Genomic DNA, 16,153 nt, shown 5'->3' on the forward strand with positions numbered 1-16,153 from the left:
GGAGACAGACGCGGCGCCGTCGGCCGAGGGCGCGCTCGCCGGGCGACCCGACCACGAGGATCTGCACCGGCGGTGTCGTCGAGCGGCCGACGTACCGCTGACGCCGCCAGGAACCACGGGCCCGCTGCCGATGTCCGCCTGCCCGTGCTCCCGGCACGCCCCCTGCCCGGACGGGACCCGGTGAAGGCTGGGCGGTACCCCGAGAACGGGGCTTCCCGACTGACCATCCGTACCTACCGGATCAGCCCTGACGGCGAGACCGACGGCCGTGCACAGCAGCGCACGGTCACCAGCGAGCACGACACCGAGCGCCTGCCGAAGTCGCACGAGTGGCCCCCGTGCCGCTGCCCCCGCTGCCGGGCCGAGCGGGAAACAGAACCCCGGTAGCCGACCCAGCACCATCAGCCGCCTGCCCTTCCACAGCCTCCGGGGAAGGGCGGGCGGCTTCTACAGCAGCGGTCCCACCTCAGCCCCGAACTCCCCCATCTGGTCCGTGAGTTCGTCTCTGCTACGGCTGCGGAACCGCACCTGGATCTGGTCCACCCCCATCGCCCCGTACGCCCGCAGCGACTCCGCGAGGACCTCGGGGCGGCCGGTGAGGGTGCGGCGGCCGACGTCCCAGTCCGGGTCGCCGACGTACAGGGGCTCGGTGATCGCGCCGACGGTGAGGGGGGCGGTGACCCCGGCCTCCTCCCGTAGCCGCCGCAGCCGGGCGATCTGGGCCGGCAGTCGGTCGCGGGGATCACCCTGGGGCAGCCAGCCGTCGCCGCGGACGGCGGCCCGGCGGACGGCGGCGGGGGACGAGCCGCCGACCCACACCGGGACGCGGTCCTGGGCGGGGCGGGGGCGTTGGCCGAGGCCCTCGAAGTCGTACGACTTGCCGTGGTGGGAGGGGAATTCGTCCGGGCCTAGGGCGGCGCGCAGCGCGTCCACGCACTCGTCCAGGACGGCTCCCCGGCGGTCGAAGTCGACACCGAGCGCCTCGAACTCCTCCCGTACGTGCCCGGCGCCCACGCCGAGGATCAGCCGGCCGCCGGAGAGGTGGTCGAGGGTGGCGTACTGCTTGGCGGTGAGGAGTGGGTGGCGGAGTCCGACGACCGCGACGTGGCTGAGGAGCCGGACGCGCTCCGTCACCCCCGCCAGGTAGGCGAGCGTGGCGACCGGGTCGTACCAGACCGTGCCCATCGCGGGCGCGAGGCGGCGCGGGATGGCCACGTGGTCGCAGGTGGCGACGTACGCGAACCCCGCCCGGTCGGCGGCCCGCGCGATCTCGGCCAGGTCCTTTGGCCCGGCGTCCGCCTCCCAGGGCTCGGCGTAGAGGGTGCTCTGCGACTGGACGGGGAGCTGCATCCCGTAACGGAGCGTCGTGCCCGCCCCGTTCAACGGGCTCTCCCCGGCCCCGCCCACAGCCCCTCCTCCGTCAGCCCCAGCAGCTCGATCGCGTTGCGGCGGACGATGCGGTCGACGACGTCGGGGTCCAGGTGCCCCATCTGGGTCTCCCCCACCTGCCGCGACTCGGGCCAGGTGGAGTCGGAGTGCGGGTAGTCGGTCTCGTAGAGGACGTTGCCGACGCCGATCGCGTCCAGGTTGCGGAGCCCGAACGCGTCGTCGAAGAAGCAGCCGTAGACGTGGTCGGCGAACAACTCCGACGGCGGGCGGTGGACCTTGTCGGCGACGCCGCCCCAGCCCCGGTTCTCCTCCCAGACGACGTCCGCGCGCTCCAGGATGTAGGGGATCCAGCCGATCTGGCCCTCGGCGTACATGACCCTGAGGTTCGGGAAACGCTCGAACTTGCCGCTCATCAGCCAGTCGACCATCGAGAAGCAGCAGTTGGCGAAGGTGATCGTGGAGCCGACGGCGGGCGGCGCGTCGGCGGAGGTGGACGGCATACGGCTCGACGAGCCGATGTGCATCGCCACGACCGTGCCGGTCTCGTCGCAGGCGGCGAGGAAGGGGTCCCAGTCGTCGGTGTGGACGGACGGCAGCCCGAGGTGCGGGGGTATCTCCGAGAAGGCCACCGCACGGACCCCGCGCGCCGCGTTCCTGCGCACCTCCGCCGCCGCCAGCTCCGCGTCCCAGAGCGGGATGAGGGTGAGCGGGATGAGGCGGCCCCGCGCCTCGGGTCCGCACCACTCCTCCACCATCCAGTCGTTGTACGCCCGGACGCCGAGCAGCCCCAGCTCGTGGTCCGCGGCCTCGGTGAACGTCTGGCCGCAGAAACGCGGGAAGGTCGGGAAGCAGAGGGCCGACTGGACGTGGTTGACGTCCATGTCCGCGAGACGCTGCGGGACGTCGTACGAGCCGGGGCGCATCTGCTCGTACGTGATGATCTCCAGCTTGATCTCGTCCCTGGAGTAGCCGACGGCGGTGTCGAGGCGGGTCAGCGGGCGGTGCAGGTCCTCGTAGACCCACCAGTCGCCGATCGGGCCGTCGTCGCCGGGGGCGCCCATCACGGGCTTGAAGCGGCCGCCGAGGAACGTCATCTCCTTCAGCGGCGCGCGGACCACGCGGGGCCCTATGTCCAGGTACTTCTTCGGGAGCCGGTCCTGCCAGACGTTCGGGGGCTCCACCGTGTGGTCGTCGACGGAGATGATCTTCGGGAAGGTGGTGGGATCCGTGGCGCTCGTCTCCATGGTGTCCATGTGCGTCACGGTAGCGCTGATCTGACGGTCCGTCAGCAATCTCGTCGGCTCCCCCTCGCCCACCCCTCACCCTCCCCTCGCCCGTCCCTCAACCACCCCGCCGACCGCCATTCGACCGCTCCTCGACCGCCATTCGACCGCCACTCGACTGCCATTCGACCGCCATTCGCTCGCTCCTCGGCCGCCCCTCCGGCCTTCTCGTGGGGCACCGCCCCCGGTCCGCCCCGCCAGGACACGCCAGGCGCCGGGCGGACATCGGGGAGCGCATCCGCGGGGAGAGCTTGTGTGGACCTGGTGATATCCCGCGTGGCTACCTGTGATCGAGCTCTCGCACGGCTGACGGATCCGCCATGAACAAGGCAAACTGGCTGGGTTGTCAGGGAGGTCCTAGGGGGCGTCGATGGGCGGTGAGCCGGGAGTGCCGGAGATCGGTGTGCCGCGAGTGCCGGAGCAAAGGGTTTCCGTGGACGCTCAGATTCCGGAAGCGGACCCCCGGGCGGCTGCCGAGCTGCGCTTCGGCGTGCTCGGACCCGTGCGGGCCTGGCGCGGCGCGGAACCCCTCGCCACCGGTTCGCCCCAGCAACGCGCCCTGCTGGCCGCGCTGTTGCTGCGCGAGGGCCGCACGGCCACCGCGAGCGAGCTGATCGACGCGCTGTGGGGCGACGATCCGCCGTCGCAGGCACTGGCCGCCGTACGGACGTACGCCTCACGGCTGCGCAAGGTGCTCCCCGGTGTGCTGGTCAGCGAGTCCGGCGGGTACGCGGTCCGCGCACTGTCCGGCGGCGCGCTGGACCTCGCCGAGGCCCAGGAACTGGCGACCGACGCGGAGAAATCCAAGAACTCCGGGGATCTGTGCCATGCCCGCCATCTGCTGAACAAGGCGCTGGGGCTCTGGGACGGCGAGGTCCTGGCGGGCGTTCCGGGGCCGTACGCGGAGACCCAACGGGCCCGCCTTGAGGAGTGGCGTCTCCAACTGGTCGAAACGCGCCTCGACATGGACCTGGAGCAGGGCTGCCACGCGGAGGCCGTCTCCGAGCTGACCGCCCTCACCGCCGCGCACCCTTTGCGGGAGCGGCTGCGCGAACTGCTGATGCTGGCGCTGTACCGCAGCGGACGGCAGGCGGAGGCCCTCGCGGTGTACGCCGACACGCGCCGCCTGCTCGCCGACGAACTGGGCGTGGATCCCCGCCCGGGGCTGCGGGAGTTGCAGCAGCGCATCCTGCAAGCGGACCCGGGCCTCGCGGAACCCTCCGCGCCCCTGGCCCCCGAGCCCGCCGCGACACCCGTCCGCCCCGCCCAACTGCCCGCCACCGTGCCCGACTTCACCGGTCGTTCCGCCTTCGTCAACGACTTGAGCGGGGTCCTCGCGGAGGCGTCCGGCGCCGAGGGCCAGGTGATGGCCGTGTCCGCGCTGGCCGGCATCGGCGGCGTCGGCAAGACGACCCTCGCGGTGCATGTGGCCCACCAGGCCCGGTCGGCCTTCCCGGACGGCCAGCTGTACGTCGACCTCCAGGGCGCCGGGGCCCGCCCCGCCGAGCCCGAGACGGTCCTCGGCTCCTTCCTGCGGGCGCTGGGCACGGCCGACTCCGCGATCCCCGACTCCCTGGAGGAGCGGGCCGCGCTGTACCGGTCGGTCCTGGACGGCCGCCGGGTGCTGGTCCTGCTCGACAACGCGCGGGACGCCGCCCAGGTACGGCCCCTGCTGCCCGGTACGGCGGGCTGCGCGGCCCTCGTCACCGCCCGGGTGCGCATGGTGGACCTGGCCGGGGCCCACCTCGTCGACCTCGACGTGATGTCCCCCGACGAGGCCCTCCAGCTCTTCACGAGGATCGTCGGCGAGGAGCGCGTCGCGGCGGAGCGCAAGGCCGCGCTCGACGTCGTCGCGGCCTGCGGGTTCCTGCCCCTCGCCATCCGCATCGCCGCGTCCCGCCTCGCGGCGCGCAGAACCTGGACGGTCTCCGTCCTCGCCGCCAAACTCGCCGACGAGCGGCGGCGGTTGGACGAGCTGCAGGCCGGCGACCTGGCCGTGAAGGCCACCTTCGAGCTCGGCTACGGCCAGCTGGAACCCGCCCAGGCCCGCGCCTTCCGCCTGCTCGGCCTCGCGGACGGCCCGGACATCTCCCTGGCCGCCGCGGCCGCCGTACTGGATCTGCCCCCGGAGGACACCGAGGACGTCCTGGAGATCCTCGTCGACACGTCCCTCCTCGAATCCGCCGCGCCCGGCCGCTACCGCTTCCACGACCTCGTACGTCTCTACGCGCGTGCATGTGCCGAACGGGACGAACAGCCGCCGGGCGAACGGAGCGCGGCGATGTCGCGGCTGCTGGACTTCTATCTGGCGACGGCGTCGAGGGTGTACGCGATCGAGCGGCCGGGGGACCGGACGATCGCGCATCTGGAGAAGAGTCAGTACGACGGCCGGGAGTTCCCCTCCGCCTCGGAAGCGCTGGACTGGCTGCACGCGGAGGCGGAGCCGCTGCTCGCGTGCGTTCAGCAGTCCCTCGGGGCATCCACCCTGCGACGGGCTGTCGACCTGCTGCTGGCCACCATCGATCTGGCGGAGTCCGGGGCCGGTTCCCGCCGCTACGAGACGACCGCGCTGGCCGCACGTGACGCGGCCGCGGCGCTCAAGGACGCGCGCGCCGAGACCAGGGCGCGCATCACGCTGGCCCAGGTCCTCAGCCAGGCGGGCCGTTTCGACGAGGCGGAGCAGGAGGCCGAGCGCGCCGATCTCGTGAACGGGACGGCCGGCGACCCCTGGACGAGCGGCACCGCCCCCAACCAGCTGGGGATCATCGCCATCTGCACCGCTCGCTTCCCGGACGCCGAGGTCTTCCTGCTCAGGGCCATCGAGGCGTTCCAGGCGGACGGCAACAAGCCCGGCGAGGCCAGCGCGGTGTGCAACCTGTCCCGTTCCCTCGCCTCGATGGGCCGTACCGCCAGGGCTGTCGATCTCGCCCAGCGAGGCGTGGAGATCTACGACGAGCTCGGTCTGTCCGTACGCCTCGCGAACGCGCGCTATGCCTCGGGGACCGTGCTCACGCAGGCGGGTCGGCTCCATGAGGCCCTGGAGCAGCTCGACGCGGCACTGCGGATCTTCACCGAGAACCGTCAGCGGCTCTGGGAGGGTACGACCCATTTCCGGGTGGCCCAGGTCCACCTGGCGGCCCGTCGCCCCGCGCAGGCCGCCCAGCACGCCGAACAGGCGCTGGCGATCGGCTGCATCGGCGGCGACTGGATGAGGGCCAACGCCCTGACCCTGCTGGGCAAGGCGCTGGTGGCCCTCGGGCAGTCAGACCGTGCCCGTGCCTGCTGGCGTGAAGCGCTCACGGCGTACGAGCAGGCCGGCTCGTCCGAGGCAGCCGAGGTGCGTGGCCTGCTCCATCCGGTCGCGGCGGCGTGACACCCCTGGGGCGGGGCGTTCATCGAACGTTTATGGGTGGCTGACAGTCTCAGGCCATCGATCCGTCGCGTCGGGGGGCAGGCGGATCTCGCAGGCCTCATGGCTACCCTGAGGCCGCCTGAAACGCCCGTTCGGCGACCCCCGGGGGAGTCGCCGAACGGGCGCTTCCACCGAGAAGCACCGCTCACTCACGGGGAGTTCCAGCTATGAGCGAAAAGAAGAAGCAGGACCCGGAGATCACCACGATGGACCAGCACGCACCCGCCCCGCCGAGCAAGGACGGAGCGATCACCACGCTGGACCAGCACGCACCCGCCCCGCCGAGCAAGGACGGAGCGATCACCACGCTGGACCAGCACGCGCCCGCCCCGCCGAGCAAGGACGGAGCGATCACCACGCTGGACCAGCACGCACCCGCCCCGCCCGCCCTGGACCTGGGCGGCAAGTAGACCTTCCTCCCGACGGGGATCGGCCGCGGTGGCGCGGAGGGGGAGCCACCGCGGCCGAGGTGTGTCCGGGGGCGGTCTCCAGACCGTCTCTAGACCGCCCACGACCGGAGGATCTCGGCCACGCTTCCAGCGGTACAGCTGTCCTTCTTCAGCTCGGCCGCCAGCGCGGAAACCCGCCGCTGATCCAGCTTGGCCGGGGCCCCGGAGGCGATCAGATACGCGTGGGCGACCGCGACCGCCACCCGGAGGTTCGAGCGCTCCAGCCACCTCATGCGGCCGAGGGAGTGGGCAAGGGCCGCCGCCCTGGCGTACGCACCCTGGTACACGTCCTGGCCGACGAGCACCGCCCGATGCCGTTCCACGGCGGCGATCGCCACTCCGTAGTCGTCGATGGCAGGGTCGTCCTGGCCCGCCCGCTGCGCGACCTCCAGGATCCATGCGAGGTCGATGTCGACGTTCACCTACCGGACTCCCCCTCGATCTCGTCGAGGAGATCGCCGTACTCGTCGAGCACCTCCTGCGCGGCAGCCATGAAGACGGCACGCACCTGCTCGTTGTCGTTCCGAATGAGTTGCTCGACATACTCGTTGACCGGTATCCGCCGCGTCGCCGCCGCCTGCCGCGCCATCTCGGCGGTGTCGTCGTCCATGCGGATGTTGATCTGGGTCTTGGCCATGCCTGGACGGTATCACCGGATACCAGGCATGGCTATCCGGTGATACCAGCACACCTCGGCCTCGCACCCCCTCAGGCAAGAGCGCGTCAGACCACCCGCCCCCGCAGCTCCCCCTTCACCACCTTCCCGCCGGCGTTCCGCGGCAGCTCCCCCACGAACTCCACCGCCCTCGGCACCTTGTAGTTGGCCATCTCGCGCCGGGACCAGGCGATCAGGTCGTCGGCCGTCACCAGGGACCCTCGCCGGCGGACGACGTACGCCTTGCCGACCTCGCCCAGCCGGGCGTCCGGGACTCCGATGACCGCCACGTCCGCGACGTCCGGGTGCAGGCCCAGCAACTGCTCGATCTCGGCGGGGTACGCGTTGAAGCCGCCGACGATGAACATGTCCTTGATGCGGTCGGTGATGCGGAGGTTGCCGTCGTGGTCGAGGACGCCGACGTCGCCGGTGCGGAGCCAGCCGTCGGCGGTGACCGCGCGGGCGGTCTCCGCGGGGTCCTCGAAGTAGCCGCGCATGACGTTGAAGCCGCGGACGAGGACCTCTCCGGGAGAGCCGGGCGGCAGGGCGGACCCCAGGGGGTCGACGACCCGCACCTCCGTCCCCGGGATCGCCCGCCCGGACGTCGACGCGATCACCGACGGCTCGTCGCCGCGCCGGCACATCGTGACGATGCCGGAGGCCTCGGACAGGCCGTACGCCGTCAGGACGGTGTCCACCCGGAGTTCCGCCCGCAGCCGTTCGACCAGGCGCAGCGGCACCACCGCCGCGCCCGTCACCACCAGGCGCAGGGTGCTCAGGTCGTGGTCGTCGCGGGCGGGGTGGTCCAGGAGGGACTGGTGGAGGGTCGGCGGGCCGGGGAGGACCGAGACCCGCTCGGCCGCCACGTTGGCCATCGCCGTCTCCACGTTGAACACCGGCTGCGGGATGATCGTCGCGCCCCGCATGAGGCACGCGATCACGCCCGCCTTGTAGCCGAAGGTGTGGAAGAAGGGGTTCACGACGAGGTAGCGGTCGCCCCGGCGGAGCCCGGCCAGTTCGCTCCACACCTCGTACGCCCGCAGGGTCTGCGCGTGGGTGATCACCGCGCCCTTGGGGCGGCCCGTGGTGCCCGAGGTGAAGATGATGTCGGAGGGGGAGTCACCGGTCAGCGCCTCCGACCTCGCCCGCACCTCCCCCGCCCCGACCCCGTCGCCGCCGGCGAGGAAGTCCTTCCAGGTACGGAAGTCGGCGGGGGCGTCGTCCGACAGCACCACCACCTGCTCCAGGTGCGGGAGTCCGGGCAGCGGACCGGGGGTCTCGCACACGCTCCCGGCCCCCGGCGCCCGCAGTCGGCCGGCGTCCGCCCCCGCCGCCCGCCGCAGCGAGGCCACGTACGAGGTCCCCAGGAAGGTCCCGGTGATGAACAGCAGCTTCGCCCGGCTGCGCGCCAGGACGTCCGCCGCCTCGCCGCCCTTGAAGCGGGTGTTCAGCGGGACGAGCACCGCGCCCGCCGAGACCGCGCCGAGCGCGGAGACGATCCAGTCGAGGGAGTTCGGCGCCCAGAGGGCGACGCGGTCGCCGACCTCGACCCCGTTCGCGACGCACGCGGCCGCCGCGCGCTCCACCCGCGCGCCCAGTTCCGCGTACGACACCCGCGTACGGCCGTCGACGACGGCCTCGCCCGCGCCGAACCGTTCGGTCGCGGAGCGGACCAGCCCCGCAACGGTCACCCACTCCACGTCCCCGCGCCCATCCAAGTCACCGCGCACAGCAGGCCTCCGTACCCGAGAACCAGTGTCCCAGCATTAGCTGACTACCCGTCAGATTAGCTGTACCCTGACGGACTGTCAGCAGCCGGCCACTCGGCGGACAGCCCCTGGCTGCCGTCGGCCGGACAGCCCCTGGCCCATGCCCCTGTGCGGAGGTGTGCCCCATGGCTCCCATGGCCGTACTCAAGGACGCGACAGCGATCGTCGGCATCGGCCAGACCCCCTTCGCCAAACAACTACCGGAGACGGAAAGGGCGTTGGCGTGCCGGGCGATCCTCGCCGCCCTCGACGACGCGGGGGTGTCCCCGGACGAGGTCGACGCGCTCGCCTCGTACACGATGGAGGAGACGGACGAGGTCGAGGTCGCCAAGGCGCTCGGCCTCGGGGACCTCACCTTCTTCAGCAAGGTCGGCTACGGCGGCGGCGGTTCCTGTGCCACGGTCGCGCATCTCGCCGCCGCGATCGCCACCGGCCAGGCCACGGTCGGCGTCGCCTGGCGGTCCCGGAAGCGCGGCTCGGGCCCCCGACCGTGGAAGAACACCACGGCCCAACTCCCCACCCCGGCCCAGTGGACCCGCCCCTACGGCCTGCTCCGCCCGGCCGACGAGATAGCCATGCTCGCCCGCCGCCACATGCACGAGTACGGCACCACCCGCGACCACCTCTTCAACGTGGCCCTGGCCTGCCGCAACAGGGCGAACCAGAATCCCGCCGCGATCATGTACGAGCGCCCGCTGACCCGCGAGATGTACATGAACTCCCGATGGATCAGCGAGCCCCTCTGCCTCTTCGACAACTGCCTGGAGACGGACGGGGCGTTGGCGTGCGTCCTCGTCTCCGCCGAGCGCGCCCGCGACTGCCGCCGGACCCCCGTCTACGTCCACTCCGCCGCCCAGGGCCTGCCCGCCCAGCACCACGGCATGGTCAACTACTGGAACGACGACCCGCTGACCGGCCCCGCCTGGACCGCCGCCCGGCACCTGTGGAAACACGCGGACATCGCCCCGGACGACATCGACGTCGCCCAGATCTACGACGCCTTCACCGCCCTCATCCCGCTCTCCCTGGAGGGCTACGGCTTCTGCGGCCGCGGCGAGGGCGGTTCCTTCACCGAGGGCGGCGCCCTGGAGATCGGCGGCCGGCTACCCCTCAACACCTCCGGGGGCGGCCTCAGCGAGGCCTACGTCCACGGCTTCAACCTGATCACCGAGGGCGTACGGCAGCTGCGCGGCACGAGCACCGCCCAGGTGCCGGGCGCGGCGACCTGCCTGGTGACGGCGGGCGAGGGGGTCCCGACCTCGGCGCTCCTGCTCCGCAACTGAACATCGCCACAACGACACTACGAAGAAGGGGAGTTGAGATGCTCGCACCGGTGGTGGACGACGACGGCGCCCCCTTCTGGGAGTACGCCGCCCGAGGCGAACTGCGGATCCAGGCCTGCGCCGACTGCGGCGAACTCCGCTTCCCGCCCCGCCCCTGCTGCCCGCACTGCCGCTCGTTCGCGGCCGAGTGGCGCCGGGTGACCGGTCGCGGCCGCGTCTGGTCCTACGTCCGCCCCCACCCGCCCCTCCTCCCCGACTACGCCGAACAGGCCCCGTACCACGTCGTCCTCGTCGAACTGACCGACGCCCCCCGCATCCGCCTCGTCGGCAACCTGGTGACCGAGCCGGACGCCCGCCTCGACTCCGTCCCCGTCGAACGCCTCCGGATCGGCGCACGGGTCCAGGTGGTCTTCACCGCCGCCGGCCTCCCCCAATGGGTACTGGAGCGACCGTGACCCTGCGCACGACGACGGACAAGGACACGGGCGTAGCGCTCCTGACCCTGGACCGCCCGGAGAAGCTGAACGCCCTGGACCTGGCCACGGCCGAACAACTCACGTCTGCTTGGCGGGAGTTGCGATTCGACGACACCGTACGGGCCGTCGTCGTGACGGGCGCCGGCGACCGCGCCTTCTGTACGGGCCTGGACAGGGACGCGGCAGCCGCCGTACCGCAGCCGAACTCCCCTTACACGATCGAGGATCCCCTCCTCAGGGTCGGCCCCAAGTCGAACGACCTGTGGAAGCCGGTGATCGCGGCCGTGAACGGCATGGCCTGCGGCGGGGCCTTCTACCTGCTGGGCGAGGCGGAGTTCGTCGTCGCCGACTCCTCCGCCACCTTCTTCGACCCCCACACCACCTACGGCATGGTCAGCGCCTTCGAGTCCGTCCTCATGGCGCAGCGGATGCCGTACGGGGAGGCCGCGCGGATGGCGTTGATGGGCACCGCCGAGCGGATGTCGGCGCGCCGGGCCTACGAGGTGGGGCTGGTGTCGGAGGTGACGGAACCCGGCGAGGCGGTCGCCGCCGCCGTTCGGTGCGCCGAGGTGATCGCCGGGTATCCGCCGGAGGCCGTCCAGGGCACGGTCCGGGCCTGCTGGTCCGCCCGGGAAGCGGCACGGGCGCACGCTCTCGCGTACGCCCCGCACCTGATCTCGCTGGGCAACCAACCGGCGCGATCCCAGGGGAAGTTGTTCGCCGCGCGGCGGCCGGGCGGGTTCCGGACGCGATGAGGGGGAGACGTGTTCAATCGTGGACATTTCGCGAAGCAAACGTGAAGTGTTTCACTCTTCGACTTCGCCTGCTTGAAGCGGCTCACGCGTTTTGCCCCCATGTGAGTCTCTGGTAAGTGGCTGGAGATGTACGTATGTTGCGACCTGATCGATTGATCACTCATATCCAGTCATAGCTCAACACCGCTTGGCGGGGGACACCACATATGAATACGCACGGGGGAAGACGTCGGCTCCGCAGAGCCGGCGTGGTGCTTTCCGCAGCCTTGATGCTGGCGGCGAGCACATCCGAGGGCGCGATGGCAGTGGCCGGCGGGAGTGCCGGCACCTCGGCCGTCGACGCCACCGAGGCCGTCAAGACCGCCGCATCGGGCGGAACGGCGGAAGAGGCCGGAGAAGGCGGAGCGGGCGAGGACACCGCGGCCCTGACCAAGGCCGCGCGCACGGGCAAGCTGGTGGAGATCGCCTCACTGCGCGGTGAGAGCAGCGAGGTGTACGCCACCCCGGAGGGGCACCTGGAGGCCCGGGAGCATCTGCGTCCGGTGCGGACGCGCGTAGACGGCGAGTGGCGGAACATCGACACCACGCTGGCGCGCGGCGCGAACGGAGCGGTCGCGCCCAAGGCCACCACCGTCGGCCTGACGTTCTCGGGCGGGGGTTCCGACCCGCTGGTGCGGATGACCAAGAACGGCCGGGAACTGGCGTTGTCCTGGCCCGAGAAGCTGCCCGCTCCCGAGCTGAGCGGGAACACCGTCACCTACCCGGACGTGCTGCCCGACGTGGATCTGCGGATGACGGCGCAGCAGGACGGCTTCACCCAGCTTCTGGTCGTCAAGTCGGCCGAGGCCGCGGCGAGCACGGAGCTGAACGAACTCCGCCTGAAACTGGACGCCGACGGCATGCGGGTCGAGGAGACGGAGGACGGCGGCCTCGCGGCGATCGACGAGGGCGCCGGAAGCGCGGTCTTCGAAGCCCCTCGCCCGGTGATGTGGGACTCCAGCGACAAGGCGCCCGCCACCACGGAACAGTCCTCGACACAGTCTGCCGACGAGGCCGCCTCGAAGGCGTCGTCGGTCTCCGCACCGCGCTCCACCACCGCGTCCGTCACGACGACCGCCGTCACCGCGGCCGACGACGGTGGGGACAACCCCGAGGCCGTCGCCGCCGAGTCCGCGAACGTGGCCCCGGTCGGTGTGGACGTCCCCGCCGCGCAGGACGCGTTGGTGCTGACGCCCGACAGGGACGTGCTCCGGGGCAAGGACACGGTGTACCCCGTCTTCATCGACCCCCAGTTCTACTCCCCGAAGGCCTCCGCGTGGACGATGGCCTCCGAGTACTGGGCGTCGTCGCCGCAGTGGAAGTTCAACGGCGAGTCGGACGCGGGCCTCGGGTACTGCAACTGGGCCTACTGCGCCCCGCACGACACCAAGCGGCTCTTCTACCGCATCCCGACCTCCAAGTTCGCGGGCCGGACCGTGCTGGAGGCCGAGTTCGTGGTCCGCAACACCTGGTCGGCGTCCTGCTCCGACCGGAGTGTGGAGCTGTGGCGCACCAAGGACATCTCCTCGTCGACGACCTGGAACTCCCAGAAAGCGTCCGGCTTCTGGATCGACCACCTCAAGACGGAGTCCTTCGCCTACGGGTTCACGGGCTGTGCCGCGAAGGACGCCGAGTTCAACGTGAAGTCCGCGATCCAGTTGGCGGCGGACAAGAAGTGGTCGACGATGACCTTCGGCATGAAGGCGGCGAGCGAGTCCGACGCCTACGGCTGGAAGCGGTTCTCGGACGACGCCTTCCTGCGGGTGCAGTACAACCGGCCGCCGCCGCAGGTGAAGATGTCGCAGCTGGTCATGGAGTACGGCGGTTCGTGCAAGAAGCCCGAGAACGCGCCGCGCGTCCGCACCCTGGGGACGATCCGCGCGAACGACATCACCGACCCCGACGGCGACGCCGTCAAGGTGGAGTTCCGGGCGAGCTGGGACACCGGGGACGGCAAGGGCTCGGTCACCCGCTGGAAGTCGGGGCTGACGAAGGCGAAGGCGTCCGGCTCGGACTTCGTGATCAACCTGCCGTCCTCCATCCCCGCCAACAAGACGGTCAACTGGTACGTCCAGTCCTTCGACGGGGCCCAGTACTCACCGTGGTCGTACACGGGTGACGCGACCTCCTGCTACTTCGTGTACGACACGAGCGTGCCGAAGGCACCGAGCATCTCCTCCGCCATCTACCCGGCCTCCGATCCGGAGGACCCCGAGGACCCCTGGCACGACGGAGTGGGCCAGTACGGCAACTTCGTGATCACCGGGGCCGTCTCCGACGTGACGAAGTACTGGTACGGCGTCAACGGCGACCCGGTGTCCGCCAACACGGTCACCACCTCGGGCGGAGCCGCCAGGACCGTCCCCGTACTGCCGCTCAAGCCGGGCCTGAACACCTTCACCGCGCGGTCCTTCGACGCCGCCGGCAACGGCTCCGAGATCCGCACCTACCAGTTCCGCGTCAAGGCGGGGCAGCTCGAACGCGCGGGCTGGTCGATGGACGAGGCGGCCGGCGCCACCCAGGCGGCGGGCAGCGCACCCCAGCAGACCGCGACCCTGCACGGCGGCCCGACGCCGGACGTGGAAGGCAAGATCGGCAAGGCGGTGCGGTTCGACGGTGTCGACGACTACGCCGTCACCGATGTCGCCACCATCAACACCGACGTGAGCTTCTCGGTGTCGGCGTGGGTGAAGCTGTCGGCGATGCCGTCCGACGCGGCGGTCGTCGCCTCCCAGCGGGGCAACAACGCGCCGGGCTTCGAGCTGTACTACTCCAAGGGGTTCGACCGCTGGGTGTTCAACCAGTACAGCTCCGACAGCACCAGCGGCACTCCCGTCCGGGCCATGCAGGCCGCCGCCGGCGGGGTCAGGGCCGGCGAGTGGACGCATCTGGTCGGCATGTACGCCGCCGGTGAGCAGCAGCTGAAACTGTTCGTCAACGGCACGCTGGCCGGGACCACCGCCTACAGCACGGGGTGGAACGCACGGCGCGGCATGGTGATCGGCGCCAACGTCCTCAGCGGCACGCCGACAGCGCCGTTCCCCGGCGCCATCGACGAGGTGAAGACCTACGAGAAGCCGCTGTCGGCGGCCGAGGTGTCGACCCTCTACAGCTCGGACTCGATCGGCGCCGGACGTCCGGCCCGCGCGGTCTTCCACATGGACGACGCCGCCGACGCCATCGCGCTGACCGGCCGGGCCGATGTGAACCCCGCGGTCCTCAAGGGCGGCGCCACGGCAGGCGCCGCAGGGGTCGACGGCAACGCCCTGACCCTGGACGGCACCGACGACTACGCCGTCACCAGCGGCCCGCACATCAACACCTCGTACAGCTACGCCGTCTCGGCCTGGGTGAAACTGCCGAAGACCAAGCCGACCCACGCCGCCACGGTCGCCTCGCAGATCGGCACCACGGTGACGGGTCCGGAGCTCTACTACTCCAGTACCTACGACCGCTGGATCTTCAACCAGCACAGCGCCGACACCGCCGACTCCACGGTGGTGAGGGCCATGCAGCCCACGGGAACCACCGCGTACGGCGGTGAGTGGACGCATCTGGTCGGCGTGCAGGACACCGTGGCCGACAAGCTCTCGCTGTACGTCAACGGGACCCTGGCCGGCACCACGGCCACGACCTCCACCTGGTACGCCGGGGGCGCGGTGCAGATCGGCGCCAGCGCGTTCGAACGTACGCCGACCTCGTTCTTCCCCGGCCAGATCGACGACGTACGGCTCTTCGACCGGCCGGTGTCCGCCGGTGAGGTGCAGCAGCTGTTCAAGCAGCGCGCGGTGGTCAAGGGCCGCTGGAAGTTCGAGACGGCCACCGGCACTCCGTCGCTGTCGCCCGACGCCTCGGCCTCCGGTAACGCCATGACCCTCTACAACGGCGCCCAGACGGGCTCGGGCTGGGTCGACGGTGCCGTCGTCCTCGACGGCACCAACGACTACGCGGCGGCCTCCGTGGTCCCGGTCGACACCGCCGCCAGCTTCACCGTCAGCGCCTACGTCCAGGCGGCCGCGACACCGACGAGCCCGGTCACCGTCGTCAGCGCTCCGGGAGCCAAGAAGAGCGCGTTCGCGGTGCGCTACGAGCCCAGCGCCACCCCGGCCACCGATCCGGGCCGCTGGCGGATCGCCACGGCCGATTCCGACAGCGACTCCGCCGCCGTGTCCGACGTCGGCAACGGCATGTTCTACAGCCCCACCGACTGGAACCATCTGGCACTCGTCTACGACGGGTTCTCCAAGGAGGTCCGCCTCTACGTCAACGGCGAACTCCAGGAGACCGCCTGCGCCGACGCCGACGAGGACGGGGCGCAGGACGACGCGAGCTGCGCCGACACCGTCTCGTGGGCCGACGACGTGCTGACCTACAAGGCCGCGAAGACGCTGCAGCTCGGCCGGGACACGACGGGCACCACGTCCGGCCAGTACTTCCCCGGTTCGCTCTCCGACGTCTGGGTCTTCCAGGGCGCGCTGACCGAGACCCAGATCGATCACCTCGCCGTCGGCATGCCGGGCGTGGACACCGCCGTTCCCAGCGGCGGCTGACCGGCTCGGCCAGGGGGCCGGGGCGCGCCGCCGCACGCGGTGGCCCCGGCCCCCTGTCGCCGATCGCCTCACTCCGCCGTGCGCGGCTGCACG

Annotated in this window: 11 protein-coding genes; 6 read left to right on the plus strand and 5 right to left on the minus strand. The window is 71.4% G+C overall.

Annotated elements, in window-relative coordinates:
- Window positions 1-447: 447 nt before the first annotated feature.
- The gene (locus OG272_RS22150) at window positions 448-1,350 is read right to left on the minus strand and encodes an LLM class F420-dependent oxidoreductase (protein WP_405896053.1); all 903 of its coding nucleotides are present in this window, start codon (window positions 1,348-1,350) and stop codon (window positions 448-450) included.
- 29 nt (window positions 1,351-1,379) lie between these two features.
- Entirely contained in the window at window positions 1,380-2,642 is a 1,263-nt protein-coding gene (locus OG272_RS22155) for an amidohydrolase family protein (protein ID WP_405894576.1), read from the minus strand.
- A 400-nt stretch (window positions 2,643-3,042) separates the two neighbouring features.
- Here OG272_RS22155 and OG272_RS22160 point away from each other — a divergent pair, with 400 nt between their 5' ends.
- Window positions 3,043-6,045 carry an AfsR/SARP family transcriptional regulator gene (locus OG272_RS22160; RefSeq protein ID WP_405894578.1) on the plus strand — a complete coding sequence of 1,001 codons (3,003 nt, stop codon included), beginning with the start codon at window positions 3,043-3,045 and terminating at the stop codon, window positions 6,043-6,045.
- 206 nt (window positions 6,046-6,251) lie between these two features.
- On the plus strand, window positions 6,252-6,494 hold the full coding sequence (locus OG272_RS22165; protein ID WP_405894580.1) for a sigma-like protein: 243 nt from the start codon (window positions 6,252-6,254) through the stop codon (window positions 6,492-6,494).
- 89 nt (window positions 6,495-6,583) lie between these two features.
- Here the strand turns inward: OG272_RS22165 and OG272_RS22170 are convergent, their stop codons facing one another.
- From OG272_RS22170 to OG272_RS22180, 3 genes are all read right to left on the minus strand, one after another.
- On the minus strand, window positions 6,584-6,955 hold the full coding sequence (locus OG272_RS22170; RefSeq protein WP_326582024.1) for a fic family toxin-antitoxin system, toxin component: 372 nt from the start codon (window positions 6,953-6,955) through the stop codon (window positions 6,584-6,586).
- Window positions 6,952-7,170, minus strand: coding sequence for a hypothetical protein (locus tag OG272_RS22175; RefSeq protein ID WP_215456223.1), 219 nt, complete (start codon window positions 7,168-7,170; stop codon window positions 6,952-6,954). Before OG272_RS22175 ends, OG272_RS22170 begins: the two co-directional genes overlap by 4 nt.
- 86 nt (window positions 7,171-7,256) lie before the next feature.
- On the minus strand, window positions 7,257-8,918 hold the full coding sequence (locus OG272_RS22180; protein WP_405894583.1) for a fatty acid--CoA ligase family protein: 1,662 nt from the start codon (window positions 8,916-8,918) through the stop codon (window positions 7,257-7,259).
- A 173-nt stretch (window positions 8,919-9,091) separates the two neighbouring features.
- On the opposite strand from OG272_RS22180, the gene OG272_RS22185 reads away from it, so the two are divergent.
- From OG272_RS22185 to OG272_RS22200, 4 genes are all read left to right on the plus strand, one after another.
- Complete coding sequence (locus OG272_RS22185) at window positions 9,092-10,240, plus strand: lipid-transfer protein (RefSeq protein ID WP_326585770.1); 1,149 nt, start codon at window positions 9,092-9,094, stop codon at window positions 10,238-10,240.
- Window positions 10,241-10,278: 38 nt separating this feature from the next.
- Complete coding sequence (locus OG272_RS22190; RefSeq protein ID WP_405894585.1) at window positions 10,279-10,695, plus strand: Zn-ribbon domain-containing OB-fold protein; 417 nt, start codon at window positions 10,279-10,281, stop codon at window positions 10,693-10,695.
- Window positions 10,692-11,471, plus strand: a complete 780-nt coding sequence (locus OG272_RS22195) for an enoyl-CoA hydratase/isomerase family protein (RefSeq protein ID WP_405894587.1) — start codon at window positions 10,692-10,694, stop codon at window positions 11,469-11,471. Before OG272_RS22190 ends, OG272_RS22195 begins: the two co-directional genes overlap by 4 nt.
- A 248-nt stretch (window positions 11,472-11,719) precedes the next feature.
- Complete coding sequence (locus OG272_RS22200; RefSeq protein ID WP_405894588.1) at window positions 11,720-16,060, plus strand: LamG domain-containing protein; 4,341 nt, start codon at window positions 11,720-11,722, stop codon at window positions 16,058-16,060.
- Window positions 16,061-16,153: the final 93 nt, after the last annotated feature.

The sequence above is a fragment of the Streptomyces sp. NBC_00104 genome (assembly GCF_045160825.1).
In the GTDB taxonomy this organism is placed as follows: Bacteria; Actinomycetota; Actinomycetes; order Streptomycetales; family Streptomycetaceae; genus Streptomyces.